The sequence below is a fragment of the Nocardiopsis sp. MG754419 genome, assembly GCF_018207095.1.
Classification (GTDB): Bacteria; Actinomycetota; Actinomycetes; order Streptosporangiales; family Streptosporangiaceae; genus Nocardiopsis.
In genome coordinates this window covers 1-14,894 of the sequence record NZ_QOCZ01000136.1, presented here as the reverse complement: position 1 = coordinate 14,894, position 14,894 = coordinate 1, and the positions used below count along the sequence as shown (strand labels likewise).

14 protein-coding genes are annotated in these 14,894 nt (G+C 71.2%); 4 read left to right on the top strand and 10 right to left on the bottom strand.

The annotated features are described in order from the left end of the window. The first annotated feature begins 59 nt into the window (after positions 1–59). Positions 60–950, top strand: coding sequence for an amidohydrolase family protein (locus DSY14_RS21760; RefSeq protein ID WP_211718467.1), 891 nt, complete (start codon positions 60–62; stop codon positions 948–950). 67 nt (positions 951–1,017) lie between these two features. Further along, complete coding sequence (locus DSY14_RS21755) at positions 1,018–2,589, top strand: long-chain-fatty-acid--CoA ligase (RefSeq protein ID WP_211718466.1); 1,572 nt, start codon at positions 1,018–1,020, stop codon at positions 2,587–2,589. A 60-nt stretch (positions 2,590–2,649) separates the two neighbouring features. Here the strand turns inward: DSY14_RS21755 and DSY14_RS21750 are convergent, their stop codons facing one another. After that, on the bottom strand, positions 2,650–3,438 hold the full coding sequence (locus DSY14_RS21750) for a VOC family protein (protein WP_211718465.1): 789 nt from the start codon (positions 3,436–3,438) through the stop codon (positions 2,650–2,652). Between the two features lie 88 nt (positions 3,439–3,526). Then, positions 3,527–4,327 (bottom strand): VOC family protein, encoded by an 801-nt coding sequence (locus tag DSY14_RS21745; RefSeq protein ID WP_211718464.1) that lies wholly within the window; start codon positions 4,325–4,327, stop codon positions 3,527–3,529. A 135-nt stretch (positions 4,328–4,462) separates the two neighbouring features. Between DSY14_RS21745 and DSY14_RS21740 the strand changes: the two genes are divergently transcribed. After that, positions 4,463–5,383 carry a PfkB family carbohydrate kinase gene (locus DSY14_RS21740; RefSeq protein WP_211718463.1) on the top strand — a complete coding sequence of 307 codons (921 nt, stop codon included), beginning with the start codon at positions 4,463–4,465 and terminating at the stop codon, positions 5,381–5,383. Between the two features lie 44 nt (positions 5,384–5,427). On the opposite strand, the gene DSY14_RS21735 is transcribed toward DSY14_RS21740, so the two are convergent. The 6 genes from DSY14_RS21735 to DSY14_RS21710 form a co-directional block, all read right to left on the bottom strand. Continuing rightward, positions 5,428–5,946 (bottom strand): GNAT family N-acetyltransferase, encoded by a 519-nt coding sequence (locus tag DSY14_RS21735; RefSeq protein ID WP_211718462.1) that lies wholly within the window; start codon positions 5,944–5,946, stop codon positions 5,428–5,430. Between the two features lie 14 nt (positions 5,947–5,960). Then, the gene (locus tag DSY14_RS21730; RefSeq protein ID WP_211718461.1) at positions 5,961–6,212 is read right to left on the bottom strand and encodes a Smr/MutS family protein; all 252 of its coding nucleotides are present in this window, start codon (positions 6,210–6,212) and stop codon (positions 5,961–5,963) included. 49 nt (positions 6,213–6,261) lie between these two features. Next, a complete protein-coding gene (locus tag DSY14_RS21725; RefSeq protein WP_211718460.1) occupies positions 6,262–6,744 on the bottom strand; it encodes a GNAT family N-acetyltransferase in 483 nt (160 codons plus the stop codon). A gap of 246 nt (positions 6,745–6,990) precedes the next feature. Beyond that, positions 6,991–7,761, bottom strand: a complete 771-nt coding sequence (locus DSY14_RS21720; RefSeq protein WP_249188256.1) for a class I SAM-dependent methyltransferase — start codon at positions 7,759–7,761, stop codon at positions 6,991–6,993. A 328-nt stretch (positions 7,762–8,089) separates the two neighbouring features. Next, positions 8,090–8,971, bottom strand: coding sequence for an SURF1 family protein (locus DSY14_RS21715; RefSeq protein ID WP_211718459.1), 882 nt, complete (start codon positions 8,969–8,971; stop codon positions 8,090–8,092). Positions 8,972–9,072: 101 nt separating this feature from the next. Next, the gene (locus tag DSY14_RS21710; RefSeq protein ID WP_211718458.1) at positions 9,073–10,107 is read right to left on the bottom strand and encodes a chaplin; all 1,035 of its coding nucleotides are present in this window, start codon (positions 10,105–10,107) and stop codon (positions 9,073–9,075) included. 850 nt (positions 10,108–10,957) lie between these two features. Between DSY14_RS21710 and DSY14_RS21705 the strand changes: the two genes are divergently transcribed. Further along, a complete protein-coding gene (locus DSY14_RS21705) occupies positions 10,958–12,076 on the top strand; it encodes a CapA family protein (protein WP_211718457.1) in 1,119 nt (372 codons plus the stop codon). An 8-nt stretch (positions 12,077–12,084) separates the two neighbouring features. Here the strand turns inward: DSY14_RS21705 and DSY14_RS21700 are convergent, their stop codons facing one another. Next, entirely contained in the window at positions 12,085–14,058 is a 1,974-nt protein-coding gene (locus DSY14_RS21700) for an amino acid transporter (RefSeq protein ID WP_307851300.1), read from the bottom strand. Positions 14,059–14,151: 93 nt separating this feature from the next. Beyond that, positions 14,152–14,894, bottom strand: a 743-nt coding sequence (locus tag DSY14_RS21695) for a TetR/AcrR family transcriptional regulator (RefSeq protein WP_211718456.1), incomplete at its 5' end; no start/stop codon positions are given.

Below are 14,894 nucleotides of genomic sequence, written 5' to 3'. Positions count from 1 at the left end.
ACCACCACCGCACCCACCCGACCCCGAGCGCGGTTCGGATCCGACGTAGGGTGTGCGATGTGACTGGAGTCTCATCACCGGCGGGAGCCGACGAGAGCGCCGAGGTCCGCCGGGTCTGGCGGGACCTCGGCCTCCCCGGTCTCGTGGACGTGCACACCCACTTCATGCCGGACCGCGTCCTGCGCAAGGTGTGGGCCTACTTCGACGCCCTCGGCGACGGCGTCTGGCCCATCACCTACCGAGGCGACCAGGACGCCCGGCTCGACGTCCTGCGCGGTCTCGGGGTCCGGTACTTCACCGCGCTGTCCTATCCGCACCGCCCGGACATGGCCCCCTGGCTCAACTCCTGGGCCGCCGCCTTCGCCGACCGGAACCCCGACTGTCTGCACAGTGCCACCTTCTACCCCGAGCACGACGCCGAGGACTACGTCACCGAGGCGATCGAGTCCGGCGCGCGCGTCTTCAAGGCGCACCTCCAGGTGGGCGCCTACGATCCGCGCGATCCCCTGCTCGCCGGCGTGTGGGGGACCCTCGCCGACTCCGGCGTCCCCGTGGTCGTCCACTGCGGCTCCGGACCCATGCCCGGGGAGTTCACCGGCCCCGGCCCCTTCTCCGAGGTCCTGCGCGACCACCCCCGACTCACGGCGGTGGTCGCCCACGCGGGAGCCCCCGAGTACACGGCCTTCCTGGACCTGGTCGAACGGTACGACCGGGTGCACCTGGACACCACGATGGCGTTCACCCCGTTCATCGAGAGGCTGTCGCCCTTCCCACCGGACGAACTTCCCCGGCTCCGCGACCTCGGTTCTCGCGTTCTGCTGGGTACGGACTTCCCGAACATCCCCTACGACTACCGCGAGCAGATCCGGGTCCTGGTCGACCTCGACCTGGGACCCGACTGGTTGCGGGGTGTCCTGCACGACAACGCGGCCGGACTGTTCGGACTCTGACCCGGCACCCTCGCGAACCGAACACACGCCACACCAGCACCACGACGTCGCCGAAGGAGAGGGCACCATGGAACTCACCCTGACCCCCCTGGAGTTCGCCCGCCGCGCCCGCAGACTGCACCCGCAGCGCGAGGCGGTGGTCGACCGGGACCTGCGTCTGACCTACGAACAGTTCTTCGACCGCTGTGACCGCTGGTCGTCCGTCCTGCGGTCCATGGGTGTGGCCCACGGCGACCGGGTCGCCTACATCGCGCCCAACACCCACGCCCAGCTCGCGTCGTTCTACGCCGTCCCCCAGCTGGGCGCGGTGCTCGTCCCGATCAACTTCCGCCTCACCGCCGACGACTTCGTCTACATCGTCAACCACTCCGGCGCCAAGGTGCTCTGCGTGCACGCCGACCAGCTCGACGCGGTGGACACGGTGCGCGACCGCATGCCCGACGTGGAGAGATTCGTGGCGTTGGAGGGCGCCCGCGAGGGCTGGGAGGACTACGAGGCGCTGGTCGCGGAGGCCTCCCCGGACTTCGACCGTCCGGAGATCGCGGAGACGGACCTGCTCACCATCAACTACACGTCCGGGACCACCGCCCGCCCCAAGGGCGTGATGATCACCCATCGCAACGCGTACATGAACTCGGTGGGCACGCTGCTGCACCTGCGCATCGAGCTGGGGCAGAAGTACCTGTGGACCCTCCCGATGTTCCACGCCAACGGGTGGACCTACACGTGGACGGTGACCGCCGCCGGCGGCACGCACGTGTGCCTTCCGGCGATGGACCCGGCACGCGCGTTCGAGCTGATCCGGACCGAGGAGGTGAGCTGGCTGTGCGCCGCGCCCACCGTGCTCATCATGCTCGCCAACACGCCCGAGGACGTCCGGGGCACCGTCCCACCCGGCGTGCACGTGGTCACCGCGGGGGCCTCCCCGGCGGCGCAGACCATCGAGCGCCTGGAGGAGGACTTCGGGTGGACCGTGACCCACGCGTACGGCCTGACAGAAACATCACCATTCATTACTGTATGTGAAAAACGACCCGAACACCGAGGACTGTCGGTGCGCGAACGCGGCACGCTCAAGGCCCGCCAGGGAGTGGAGCTCATCACCTCCGGTGAGCTACGCGTGATCGACGACAAGGGCGACGAGGTCCCCTGGGACGGCGCGACCGTCGGCCAGATCACGGTCCGCGGCAACGTCGTCATGAAGGGGTACTACAACGACCCCGAGGCCACCGAGCGGGCCATGGGCGACGGCTGGTTCCACACCGGCGACGCCGCCGTCACCCACCCCGACGGTTTCGTGGAGATCCAGGACCGGATCAAGGACGTCATCATCTCCGGCGGCGAGAACATCTCCTCGGTGGAGGTGGAGGGGGTCCTGCTCCGCCACCCGGCGGTCTTGGAGGCCGCCATCGTGGGCGTGCCGCACGAACGCTGGGGCGAGACACCGCTCGCCTTCGTGGTGGCGCATGAGGGCACGTCGCCGACGGAGGCGGAGATCATCGCCTTCGCCCGCGAGCACCTCGCCCACTTCAAGGCGCCCACGCAGGTGGAGTTCGTGGACCGGCTGCCCAAGACCGCCACCGGCAAGATCCAGAAGTTCGTGCTGCGCGGCGGGGCCTCCGCCGTCTCCCGTCAGTGACCCCGCGGGGGCGGGGCGGCCCACGGACCGCCCCGCCCCCGGCCACCGCGCTCCGGGCGACTACTCGGGCGACGGTGTGAGCAGGACGAAGCCCGCCGAGAACGGATCGGAGCAGACCGCGAGCCGGCCCACGCCGGGAGCGTCGTCCGGCCCCATGTAGACCTGGCCACCGGCCTCGCGTACCCGGGCCACGGCGGCGTCGCAGTCCACGACGTGGAAGACCGGATGCCAGTCGGCGGCCCCCTCGGTCTGCGGCAGCCTCTCGGGCGGCACGCCCATCATCCCGCCGAAGTACCGGTCCTCGCCCTGCTCGGCCGGGCGGATGGTCGCGTACGTGTCGTCACCGATCGGGACGTCGGCGAACTCCCACCCGAGCAGCGCACCGTAGAAGTCCTTGGCGCCCACCACCGAGGGTGTCCAGAGTTCGGTCCACATGAGCGAGCCCGGAGCGTCGACCACCTCCGCTCCCGGGAAGGACCGGGGCTGCCAGAGCGGGACCGCACCGCCCTGCGGGTCGGCCAGGTAGGCCATCCGGCCCAGCCCCATCACCTCCATCGGATCGACGTAGACGGTGGCGCCGAGGTCCCTGGCGGCCGCCACGGTCGCGTCCACGTCGGGTGTGTTCAGGTAGATGGTCCAGGCGATCGGCTGGTCCTCGGTCATCCTCGGACTGAGCGCGCCCACCAGCGCGCCCTCCAGGCGGAAGTTGACGTATCCCCCGGTCTCCGGTCCTGCCGACTCGGCCTCCCAGCCGAACAACCGGCCGTAGAAGGCGGCCGAGGCGTCGACGTCCGGGCTGGTGACCTCGGCCCAACAGGGCGAACCGAGGACGTAGTCGGTGGTGATCATGCCTGCCTCCAGTCACGGGTCCCAGCAGTGTGCTCCGAGGCACCGACACCATGGGGAATCGTCCCGGCAAAAAGTCGGCAAGCCCGACTCAGCGCCCACCATCGCGCGGGTCCAGGACGACGAACCCCGCGGAGAACCGATCCGAGCACACGGCGATCCGGCCCACCCCCGGGGCGTCCTCGGGGCCCATGTGCACCCGCCCGTCCGCGTCGCGCACCGACGCCGCCGTCGCGTCGCAGTCCGCTACCTGGAAGACCGGATGCCAGTCGGCGGCCCCGTCCGTCTGCGACAGGTGCTCGGGCGCCACGCCCATGATCCCGCCGAAGTACCGGTCCTCGCCCGACCCCGCCGGACCCAGCGTCGTGTAGGTCCCGGCCCCGCCGGGGAGGGCGATGTCCTCGCACCGCCACCCGAACAGGCCGCCGTAGAACTCCGTGGCGCCCCGCCCCGAGGGGGTCCACAGCTCCACCCAGCACAGTGCGCCCGGTCGATCGGCCGCCTCCATGCTCGTGAACTCCCCCGGTTCCCAGAGGGAGAACCACCCGCCCTGGGGGTCGGTGGCGTGCGCCATCCGACCGAGCTCGAAGACCTCCGTGGGCTCCACCTGGAGGACCCCGCCCAGTTCGCGGACGCGCAACGAGGCCGCCTCGATGTCGTCCACGTGGAAGTAGACCGTCCAGGACGGGGGTTCGGTGTCGACGACGCGCGGCCCGATCCCGGCCACGTTCGCCCCCTCGGAACGCATGAGCAGGTAGTCGCCGACCCGGGCGCCCGCGGACTCGGCCTCACACCCGAACACCCGCTTGAAGAAGTCCGCCGAGGCCATGGGCGAGTTGGACCCCAACTCGACCCATCGGGGTGATCCGGTGACGAAGTCGGTGGTCATCATGGGTTCTTCCTCCTGTCGCGCCTACTCCCTCCGAGTCTGGAACGGTCACGATCATGGGGGCGGGACCTCACCGGCAAAGACTCGACAACCACCTGCGAGATGATCCGAACACGAACCGACGAGAGGAACCCCGCCGTGCCCGGACGACTCCACCATGTGGGACCGGTGATCATCGACGTCGTGATGGAGGTCGACGCCGTCCCCCCGGCCGGCGGCGGCTCCTTCGCGCACTCCGCCCGGACCCTGCCCGGGGGCGGGTTCAACGTGGTCGCGGCGGCGTCGCGGGCCGGCCTGGAGGTGGTCTACGCGGGGGCGCACGGCACCGGACCGCACGGCGACCTGGTGCGGGCGGCCCTGCGCGACACCGGGGTCGCGGTCGCGCACCCGCCGCGCCCCGACGACACTGGTTTCTGCGTGGCCCTGGTGGACCCGAGCGCCGAACGCACCTTCGTCACCCACCTGGGCGCCGAGATGGACCTGCCGCTGTCCGACCTGCGCGGCGTGCGTCCGGACGCGGGCGACTTCGTCTACACGGTGGGCTACGCGCTGTTGCCGGGGGACCGCGCCGACGACCTGGTCACGTGGATCGGTGAGCTCTCCCCCGACGTGCGTCTGGTCCTGGACCCCGCACCGGTGGTGGGGCGGATCCCCACCGCGACCCTGGACCGGGTCCTGCCCCGGGTCGACGTGCTGAGCCTCAGCGCCGCCGAGGCCGCCACGCTCGCCGGAACACCGGACCGAGAGGCGGCGGCCTCCGCCCTGTCGCGGCGGACCGGTGGGGTGGTGGTGCTGCGCACCGGCGCCCAGGGGTGTGTGGTCGCCACACCGGGCACCGACCCCGCGCGCGTCCCCGGGTTCGCCGTGGAGGCCGTGGACACCAACGGTGCGGGCGACGCCCACGTCGGGGTGTTCACCGCCGCGCTGGCGGAGGGGGAGACACCGGAGCGGGCCGCGCGACGCGCCAACGCGGCCGCCGCACTCGCGGTCACCCGCCGGGGCCCCGCCACCGCGCCCACGGCGGAGGAGCTCACACGGTTCCTCCACGCCCACGCCTGAGCCTCGACCAGCGTCGACCGCCCCGCACATCGACGATCACGAGATCAGACCGGCCCGGGCAGGCCCACGTGGACACGGTGGGGACCGTTGTCGTGGTGGCCCTCGCCGACCACGAGCAGGCCCAGCCGCCGGGCCAGACGCAGGCTGGGGGCGTTGTCGACGTGGACGAGCGCCCAGACCGAGTGCAGGCCCAGGTCGTCGAGGCCGTGACGGAGCAGGGCCCGGGCCGCCTCGGTGGCCAGGCCCCGCCCGCCGTGGCGGGCGGCCAGGTACCAGCCGATCTCCGGCAGCCCGTCGGGCAGTTCCCCTGAAGGGCGCAGATGGGCGAGGCCGACCAGGTCGCCGTCGAGCAGCACGGCCCAGTGCCCCGGTTCCGGTGGCCCGTCGTAGGCAAGCCGGTCGTCGACCATCCGGCGGGCCAGGGTCGGGGCGGAGAGATCCGTCCCCAACAGGGAGCTCATGGCAGGGTCGGCGAACAGGTCCACCACGGCATCGGCATGCCGTTCCGCGAGGGGTTCCAGGACCAGCCGGTCGCTGAACAGGCACTTCTGTCTCTCACCCATCGGACCGCCGGGAGTCAGTGCTTGAAGTGGACGAACAGGCGACCGAAGTTCTTGGAATCCTTCTCGACACGGTGGTACCGCGCCTTGACGTCCTTGCGGTCGAGGAAGCGCAGCACCCGCTTCTTCAACGCACCCGAGCCCTTGCCGGGGATGATCTCGACGGTCTTGGCCTTCTTGCGCTCGGCCTCGTCCATGATGTCGCTCAGGGCCTGGTCGATGCTGCGGCCCTTGTTGAAGATGTCGTGTAGGTCGAGCTTGAGCCGCACGCTTCCTCCTCCGGGTCGGTCGACAGGGATGATACGCGCCCGGCCCCCGTCACAGACGCAGGGTGAAGCACATCCGGTCGTTCCCGGGCCCGTCGTATCCCGCGTGCGGGCCGGTCACGGTGAAGCCCACGGACCGATGGAAGGCGATCGACCGCTCGTTGGCCGGTGAGGTGACCGCCCGCACCACGGTACGCCCGTCGGTCCGGGCCGCCTCGACGAACAGGCGGTACAGCTCCCGCGCCAGACCGGTCCGGCGGTGGTCCGGAGCGACCCCGGCGAAGTGCACGTAGGCCTCCTCCGGCAGGGACGGAGAGGGGAAACCCACCAGGAACCCCGCGAGGTGGGGGTCGTCGGCGACCAGACAGGTCGTGTGGAAGTGGTCCAGGAACAGGCGCGGCAGAATGTGCGCCACCGGCCTGCCCCACCAGTCGTCACACACCTCGACGATCCGCCGGTGGTCCCGCGGGGTGGTGGTGCGGATCCGCACCCCGCCCGGTCCGGCACTCTCCCAGGCTCCGTTCCAGGCGTTCATCCGGCGTACCCCGCTCTCTCGACACGGACCGGTCCCCGTTCGTGGACCTCCCGGGTCCGTCGTCCCCAGTCACGGGAACCTCACGCCACCGTCGCTCCCCTCGCCGCCCCGAAGCCACCGCGTGGTCGCGCTCGGGCCGAGGAGCGGCTGTCCGGTCACCCGTCGCCCTCGCCCGGCCACGGCCCGACCCCGCGGCGGATCCGACCCGAGCACCGCGGGCCGGACCCGTGTTCCCGCACGACCGACCTACGGCCTGTCCGCGACGAACACCGCGGTACCCGGGATGAGGCGCCCTCGCAGCGGCCCCCAGCCGCCCCACACCTGGTCGTTGTCCTCGGGCCACTCGGGTTCGACCAGGTCGCGCAGGACCAGGCCGGCGGCCACGATGCCCCTCACCCAGTCGCCGACCGTGTGGTGGTGTTCGGCGTACAGGGCACGCCCCTCGTCGTCCTCCTCCACGTAGGCGCGCCGGTCGAAGTAGGACTGCCCGAGGGTCAGCCCCTGCTCGGTGGGGTCGTCGGGGAAGCACCACCGGATCGGGTGGGTCACCGAGAACACGAGGCGTCCCCCGGGGCGCAGCACCCGCGCGGCCTCGGCCAACGCGGTCTCGGCGGCGGGCACGAACGGGAACGCCCCGAAGGCGGAGAACACCACGTCGAAGGAGCCGGGGGCGAACGGCATGCGCTGGGCGTCGGCCTGGACGGCGGGCACCCGCAGGTCGGTCTGTTCGTCGATCCGTCGGGAGTGCTGGAGCTGCCGCCACGAGAGGTCGAAGGCGACCACCTCCGCCACACCCTGGGAACGCAACCACCGCGAGCACTGGCCGGCTCCGCAGCCGACCTCCAGGACCCGGGCGCCGGTCACGTCGCCGAGCAGCCGTGCCTCGGCCTCGTCGAGCCCCTCGGGGGACCAGACGAACCCGGCGTCGCGCAGGAAGTCACCGTGCTCGGACTGGTAGGCGTCGGCCGCCCCGTCCCACCACAGTCGACCGACCCGGGCGCTCTCCTCCGCGCCCATGGCGCGTCGCTCCACCCCGCCGGAGGCCGGGTAGTCCGGTCCCTCGTTCACGTCGTCCACACTGCTCCCTCGGCTGCACGTTCGTTGAGGCCTGCGTCGCGTCCCGCCCGTGTCCGCGCATCGAGGGACGGGGCACGGTTCGATGATGCCCGGCGGTGTTCCGCGGTCGGGGCACCGGCGGACGGTGCTTCCGACGAACCGGGGAGGGTCCGGAGGTGGGAACCCGAGGAACGCGCGCCCCCGCCGCGGTCTCCGAGGGCGTCCGCCGTGCCGTGGGGCGCCCGGACACGGGACGCGGCGCGGCCGAGGCTCCGGAAGGAGCACGGCCCTAGGCCCGTGTCCGCGGGACGCTCTCCTCGGCGGCGTCGCCATCGGCCGCGCCACCGGTGTCGCCGCTCGGGGCGTCGGTCGGGGCGTCCGGGGGGCTGTCGGGTCCCGTGGCCGGGGTGTCGCCGCCGTCGCCCCCGTCCTCGGCGGCCTCGCGGAGCTCACGCCGCATGAGGATGATCCACCCGACGACCACGACGATGCTGAACACCCACCACTGGAAGGCGTAGGAGGCGCTCATCCCGGTGTCCTCCTGCCGCAGCTCCAGGCGTTCGGGCGCGGGGTCGGGGGCCGGGTCCTGGTCGGTGAGCTCGACGTAGCCGCCGTAGATCGGGTAGGGCAGCGCGTCGGCGAGACGGTCGACGTCGACGAACATGATCTGCCCCTCGGGCAGACCGTCGTGCTCGCGCAGCCCGGTGTTCTCCTCGGTCTCACCGAACTGCAGACGCCCGGTCACCTCGATGGGTCCCTCCGGAACCGGGGGGACCTCGGGGGTGTCCTGGGCGGTCTCGCCGCGCTCGATCCATCCCCGGTTGACGAGCAGCCCGACCCCGTCCTCGGTGACCAACGGCGTGAGGACGTGGAACCCCACCCCCTGGGTGCCGTCCCGGTTGCGCAGCAGAAGCTGGTGGTCGGTGTCCCAGGTCCCGGTGGCCTCGACGGTGCGCCAGCGGTCCTCGGGCGGGACCTCGCCGTCCACGGAGGTGAGTTCCTCCACCGGCACGGGTGCGGCGGCGACGTTGTCCCGTTGGAGGTTGACCGCCGAGGCCCGTAGTTCGGCACGGTCGAGCTGCCAAAAACCCAGCCAGATGAAGGCGGGGACGAGCAGCACGACCAGCGCGTGGAAGGCCAGCATGCGTCTGGAGAACAGGACTGTGAGCACGTCTTCGAGGTTAAGAGACGACTGTGGCCGCGGCGCACCGCCCCCGTGTCGAGGAGTGGTGCGCCGCGGCCGTAGGCGTGAACGCGGGTGAGGAGTGTGTCCTACTCCTCGTCGGCGCCGGCGGCGGCCTTGCGCTTGCGGGCGAAGTACAGGCCCGCGCCACCGGCGCCGACGGCGGCCAGGGCGGCGGCGACCAGACCGCTCAGGGCACCACCGGTGACGGCGAGGTCGGGGCTACCGGCCTGGTCGACGGGGGCGGGCTTGTCGTCGGAGGGCTCCTCGTCGCGCTCCTGCTCCTTCTCCGGGGTCTCCGGCTTCTCCTCGGGAACCTCGGGCTTCTCCTCCTCGGGGGTCTCCGGCTTCTCCTCCTCCGGAGTCTCCGGCTTCTCCTCCTCGGGCTTCTCCGGCTTCTCGCCCTCGGAGATCTTCTCGACGCAGGAGGCCTGGGCGATACCGAGCACGGACACGGCGTTGCCGCAGATCTCGACCGCGGCGTCGACGGGGACGATGACCTGGTTGCCGCTGGCCACACCGCCGGAACCGTCGGTGGCGGGCGCGCCCTCGTTCTCCGGGGCGGCGTGGATGATGTTGATGATCGTGGTGCACTTGGCGCTGGCGCCGCCGAGGATGGCGACCGAGTTGCCGCAGATGTCGACCGCGGCGTCGACCGGCAGGACGATCTGGTTGCCGCTGCCCACGCCGCCGGAACCGTCGGTGGAGGCGTTGGTGCTCGGGGTGCCCTCCTCCTCCAGGACCTCGACGACGGAGGTGCACTCGGCCTCGGACACACCCGCGACGGCGACGGAGTTGCCGCACACGTCGAGGGCGGCGTCGACAGGAACGATGATCTGGTTGCCGGAGGCGACACCACCCGAACCGTCGGTGGTGGTGGCCTGGCCGCTGCTCTCGTAGAGGACCTCGGACACCTGGGTGCACTCGGCCTTGGAGATGCCGAGGATGGCGAGCGAGTTGCCGCACAGGTCGGCTTCGACGTCGACGGGGACGACGACCTGGTTGCCGCTGCCCACGCCGCCGGAACCGTCGGTCTGGGTGTCGGCGAACGCGGCACCCAGCGGCGCGAGCACGAGGCCCGCGGTCATGGCGGTGGCGAAGGAGTAACGGAACGTGTTGCGCATGGTGCGACTGGACCTTTCACGAGACTGCCAGGGACGCGCCGAGCGGAGCGCGAGTTCGGTGTGTCCTGGACCCGGCGCCGTCGCTGCGGTCGCTCGGGAGGGTCACACGATGGACGGGCCCGTCCACCACAGATCGGTGGCACGGCGGGGTGGCCCGGGTGTACGTGCAGAGGTGACGGACACGCCCATTCGGAGTTCATTCCTCGGACGACCGCCAACGGACCGAAACGTTAGAGGAGAGCGGGCGGACGCGCAGGACGTTTCCGAGATTCCTTCTTACCCCACCTGACCACGCAACACGCATATTCAATCACTCTTCGTCATACATACTGTTCAGAGCTTTATTATCAGTGACTAAAAGTCACTAATCATGACGATGAGTCGCTGACGGGGGGAGAAAATTTCTTCCCTCGAACGCCCGAGAAGTGGACTAAGAAACTTCGTAGATTCGTTTTTCGAGCCACGACAGGGCGCCGCAAACCCTGTATCCATAATTGACTGAAAGGAACTCGGTGACCAAAAGGAGAATATTGACCCGTTTAGTCGGCCTCAACGCGGACCGACACACCCTCGCGAGACCAACCCCCGCCGAGGCACGCCGCCGGAATTCATGAAACCGCTGGTCACGAGCGCATACCCTGGCCCGGACGAGCCATCGCCCGACCCGATGCCCGTCACCACGCGAAGAACACGACGCGCCGCACACCGAGGCGCCGGAGAGTGATCACTCGGTGACAGGACGGGGGCCCGCCCGGGGCGCCCCTCCGGCCATGACGGCCAACCGGATCCGGTGGGCAGGCGTCCTACCCAGCGGATATGCCCCTGCATCCCCCTCCCCACTGGAGCGCGTATGCACCTCGAACACCAGCGTCCACACCGGCACCGGGCCCTCGCGGCCGGCGCCGCGGCCCTCGTTCTGGTCATCACCGCCGCTTGTTCCTCGGCGGACGACGGTTCCCCCGGCGAGGGTGCCGTGGCCCCCGGGGAGGGCACCGCGGCACCCCAGGCCTCCAGCGAGGCGACACCCGAACCCTTCACCCTCGCCTTCGGCGGCGACGTGATGTTCGAGGGCATGCTCCGGCCCCGTCTGGAGGACCCCGCGACCGCACTCGACCCGATCTCCGCACGGCTCTCCGCGGCCGACCTGGCCATGGTCAACCTGGAGACCGCGATCACCGAGGGCGGCACCCCCGCCCCCGACAAGGACTTCGTCTTCCGCGCCCCCGCGAGCGCGCTGGAGGCCCTGGACGCCGCCGGCGTGGACGTGGCCACCCTCGCCAACAACCACGGCATGGACTTCGGCCGGGACGGTCTCCTCGACACCCTCGACCACGGGGACGCCTCACCGGTCGCCCTCGTGGGTGCCGGACGCGACGTCGACGAGGCCTACGCCCCGCACGTCTTCGAGGTCAACGGCCAGACCGTCGCCATGTTCGGCGCCACGGACGTGCTGGACGATCACCTCATTCCCGAGTGGACGGCGGGAGAGGGCAGGCCCGGACTGGCCACCACCAAGTTCGAGATGAAGGACCGGCTGCTGGAGGCCGTCGCCGACGCCGCCGCCGAACACGACAACGTCGTGGTCTACCTGCACTGGGGTCTGGAGGGCGCGCACTGCCCGCTCCCGCACGCCCCCGCACTGGCCGACGAGCTCATCGCCGCGGGCGCCACGACCGTGGTCGGTGGCCACGCGCACGTGCTCTCCCCCGGAGGCTTCCAGGGTGAGGCCTACGTGCACTACGGCCTGAGCAACTTCGTGTTCTACAACTTCAACGGCCCGACCGCCGAGACCGGTGTGCTCACCCTCACGCTCGACCAGGGCGGGGTCCTGGACTCCGAGTGGACGCCCGCGCGGATCCAGGGCGGGGTGCCGGTGCCCTACGAGGGCGAGGACGCCGAGGAGGCCCACCAGACCTGGGTGGACATGCGCGCCGACTGCGGGCTCGCGCTCGGCGACTCGCCGGTCTGACCCCGGACTCAGCTGACGTGGACCACCGGCCTCTGGTCGGGATCGGGTTCGACCTCCCGGAGGATCTCCCGGGTGAACAGGGCCGTTCCCCCCTCGCCCAGCACCGCGAACCGCACGAACGACCGCAACGGCGACCGCTCCGACCAGGTGAAGTGGCAGTGCGGCACGGTACCGGTGGCGTCGCGCAGGCACAGCAGGACCGCGGCCAGGGCGTTGGGCGCCGAGGGCCCGCGCACCCGCAACACCCGGTGCCCGTGCACGTCCACCCCGTGGACGCGTAGGATGCCGCCGAACTCCGAGGGGTGGCGCACCTCCACCTCCAGGAACAGGGGCGGCCGTTGCAGGGGCAGCGGGTTGAGCCGGAGCCGGTCGGCCTCGGTCTCCGCGTACTCGTCCGCCACCCCCGTGCGGGGCCGGTTGGCGAACAGGTGCATGGCGGTGCCGCGCAGCACCGCCTCACGCGCGAACTCCATGGCCCGCGCGTCGACCTCCACACGGTCGGTGCGCAGCTCGGTGGTGCGCAACGCCCGCGAGACCAGCGACACCAGCATGATCCCCAGCACGAACACCAGGGCGATGAGCAGCCCGTCGGGGCGGGTGACGATGTTGTCGGCGAGCGCGTAGCCGAACACCAGCGTGAGGAAGGCGAAGCCGGCCGTCCCCCATCGGGAGCCCCGGCGGTGAACGATGATGGTGACCGCGATCGCCGAGGTGACGAGCATGGCCAGGATCCCGGTGGCGTAGGCACCGGACTGCCCGTCCACACTGGCCCCGAACACGATCGTGATCATCATGGCCACGGCGGTGTACACCAGCACCACCGGCCGCACGGCGGTACCCCAGGCCGGCGCCATGCCGTACCTGGGCAGGTAGCGGGGCACGATGTTGATCAGCCCGGCCATCGCGGAGGCACCGGCGAACCACAGGATGAGAATCGTGCTGACGTCGTAGACCGTCCCGAACCCCTCACCGAGGTACTCGTGGGCCAGGTAGGCCAGGGCCCGGTCCTCCGCCGGGCCTCCCGGTCGGACCGCCGAGTCCGGGACCAGCACCCCGGTGACCAGCGTGGTGGCCACCAGGTACACGCTCATGATCACCGCGGCGGTGGTGAGCAGCTTCCGGGTGTCGGCGATGCGTCGGCGCAGACGTTCCCGTGGTCCGACACCGTCGGCCCGCACCAGGGGCATCATGCTCACCCCGGTCTCGAACCCGGACAACCCCAGCACCAGCAAGGGGAAGGCGAGCAGCACGGTGGTGGTCACCGACCCCGCCCCACCGCTCCACAGCCGTACCTCCCAGTGCAGGAGCGTCTCCGGGTGCGCGGCGATGTGGACGATCCCCGCCACGACCACCACGGCGTTCAACAGCAGGAACAACACGACCAGGGGGATGGCGATCCGCACCGCCTCCCGGAACCCGGCCAGGAAGACCGCCCCCAGCACCGCCAACAGCGCCAGGGTGATCGGCACCCGTTGTTCCAGCAGGGCGTCGGGAGCGTAGGGGTTGGCGACCAGGTGCGCGGTGGCGTCGGCGGTGGACAGGGTCATGGTCACGATCCAGGAGGTGGCCACGAACCCCAGCAGACACAGGACCAGGAACTTGCCGCGCCACTCCGGGAGCAGGTGTTCCAGCATCGCCACCGACCCTTGGCCGTGCGGACTGCGCTCGGCCACCCGACGGTAGATCGGCAGCATCCCGAACAGCGTCAGCACCACGATGAGCAGGGTCGCCAACGGCGCGAGCGCACCGGCGGTGAGCAGGGCGATGCTCGGTAGGTAACTGAGCGTGGAGAAGTAGTCCACGCCGGTCAGGCACATGACCTTCCACCAGGGATGCTGGCGCTCGGCCCGGGGACGGGAGCCGGCCCCGCCGACGTCGTCCACCCGGTGGGCGAGCAACCACCGGGTGACGGCGCGCTTCGGGCGCCGTGCGTCCGACGGTGCGTTCCAGCCGAAGCCGGCCCCCGTTCCCACTGCGCCCACGCCCCTCCCCCGACGAACGTACGCGCACAAGTCTGCGGGGCCGGGAGGTCGAACGGAGGAAGGTCGTGGGTGTGTCGGGCTTTCCGGGCGGGCTCAGGGTGCGCCCGGGCCCTCCATCAAGGGCGCGATCCCGTCGAGCAGGTGCTTCAGGCCGAGCGAGAAGACCCCGTCGACGTCGGGCAGCGCGGAGGCGGCGAACAGGGTGGGGAACCGGCCCTGGTCCGCGAGCCGGAGGAAGTCCGGGCCCCGGGTGCGCCACCACTGCTCGGTGTCCATACCGAACTCGTGTTCCTCCAGCACCACCCGTGTGGCCTGGAGGGCCATACCGGAGGTGTAGGCGGACAGAACGGTGAGGAGCTCCTGGGCCTGGTCGGGGGTGCGCCCGCGGGAGACCATCACCCGGAGCATCCATTCGGCGTTGGTCAGCAACGCCGGCGAGACCACGGCCCCGGCCATCATGGTCAGCCGGACGGCCCACGGGTGGCGCCGGTAGATGTCCCACTCACAGCGCAGCGCCACCTCCAGGGCCCGCCGCCAGTCGGCGGGCGGTGGTTCGGGGAGCGCGGCCTCGGTGAAGACGTGGTCGATCATCGCGGTGAGCAGCTCGCCCTTGTTCGCGACGTGCCGGTACAGGGCCATGCTGCTCACCCGGAGCTCGGTCGAGACCCGGCGCATGGACATCCCCTCGATGCCCTCCGCGTCGGCGACGCCGATCGCGGCCAGGACGATGCCCTCACGGGTCAGGGCGGGCTCGGCCCGGGGACGCCCCTCTCCGCCCGCGGCGGCGCGCGGGCCTTCCCCTCGTTCCCGCGGACCGCGCCGCCTCGGGGCGGGGG

Excerpts from the sequence above, each read along its gene's own strand:
- DSY14_RS21750 (WP_211718465.1), bottom strand. The coding sequence starts at position 3,438 with ATGATCACCACCGACTACGTCCTCGGTTCGCCCTGTTGGGCCGAGGTC.
- DSY14_RS21745 (WP_211718464.1), bottom strand. The coding sequence starts at position 4,327 with ATGATGACCACCGACTTCGTCACCGGATCACCCCGATGGGTCGAGTTG.
- DSY14_RS21755 (WP_211718466.1), top strand. The coding sequence starts at position 1,018 with ATGGAACTCACCCTGACCCCCCTGGAGTTCGCCCGCCGCGCCCGCAGA.
- DSY14_RS21725 (WP_211718460.1), bottom strand. The coding sequence starts at position 6,744 with ATGAACGCCTGGAACGGAGCCTGGGAGAGTGCCGGACCGGGCGGGGTG.
- DSY14_RS21735 (WP_211718462.1), bottom strand. The coding sequence starts at position 5,946 with ATGGGTGAGAGACAGAAGTGCCTGTTCAGCGACCGGCTGGTCCTGGAA.
- DSY14_RS21705 (WP_211718457.1), top strand. The coding sequence starts at position 10,958 with ATGCACCTCGAACACCAGCGTCCACACCGGCACCGGGCCCTCGCGGCC.
- DSY14_RS21710 (WP_211718458.1), bottom strand. The coding sequence starts at position 10,107 with ATGCGCAACACGTTCCGTTACTCCTTCGCCACCGCCATGACCGCGGGC.
- DSY14_RS21720 (WP_249188256.1), bottom strand. The coding sequence starts at position 7,761 with ATGGGCGCGGAGGAGAGCGCCCGGGTCGGTCGACTGTGGTGGGACGGG.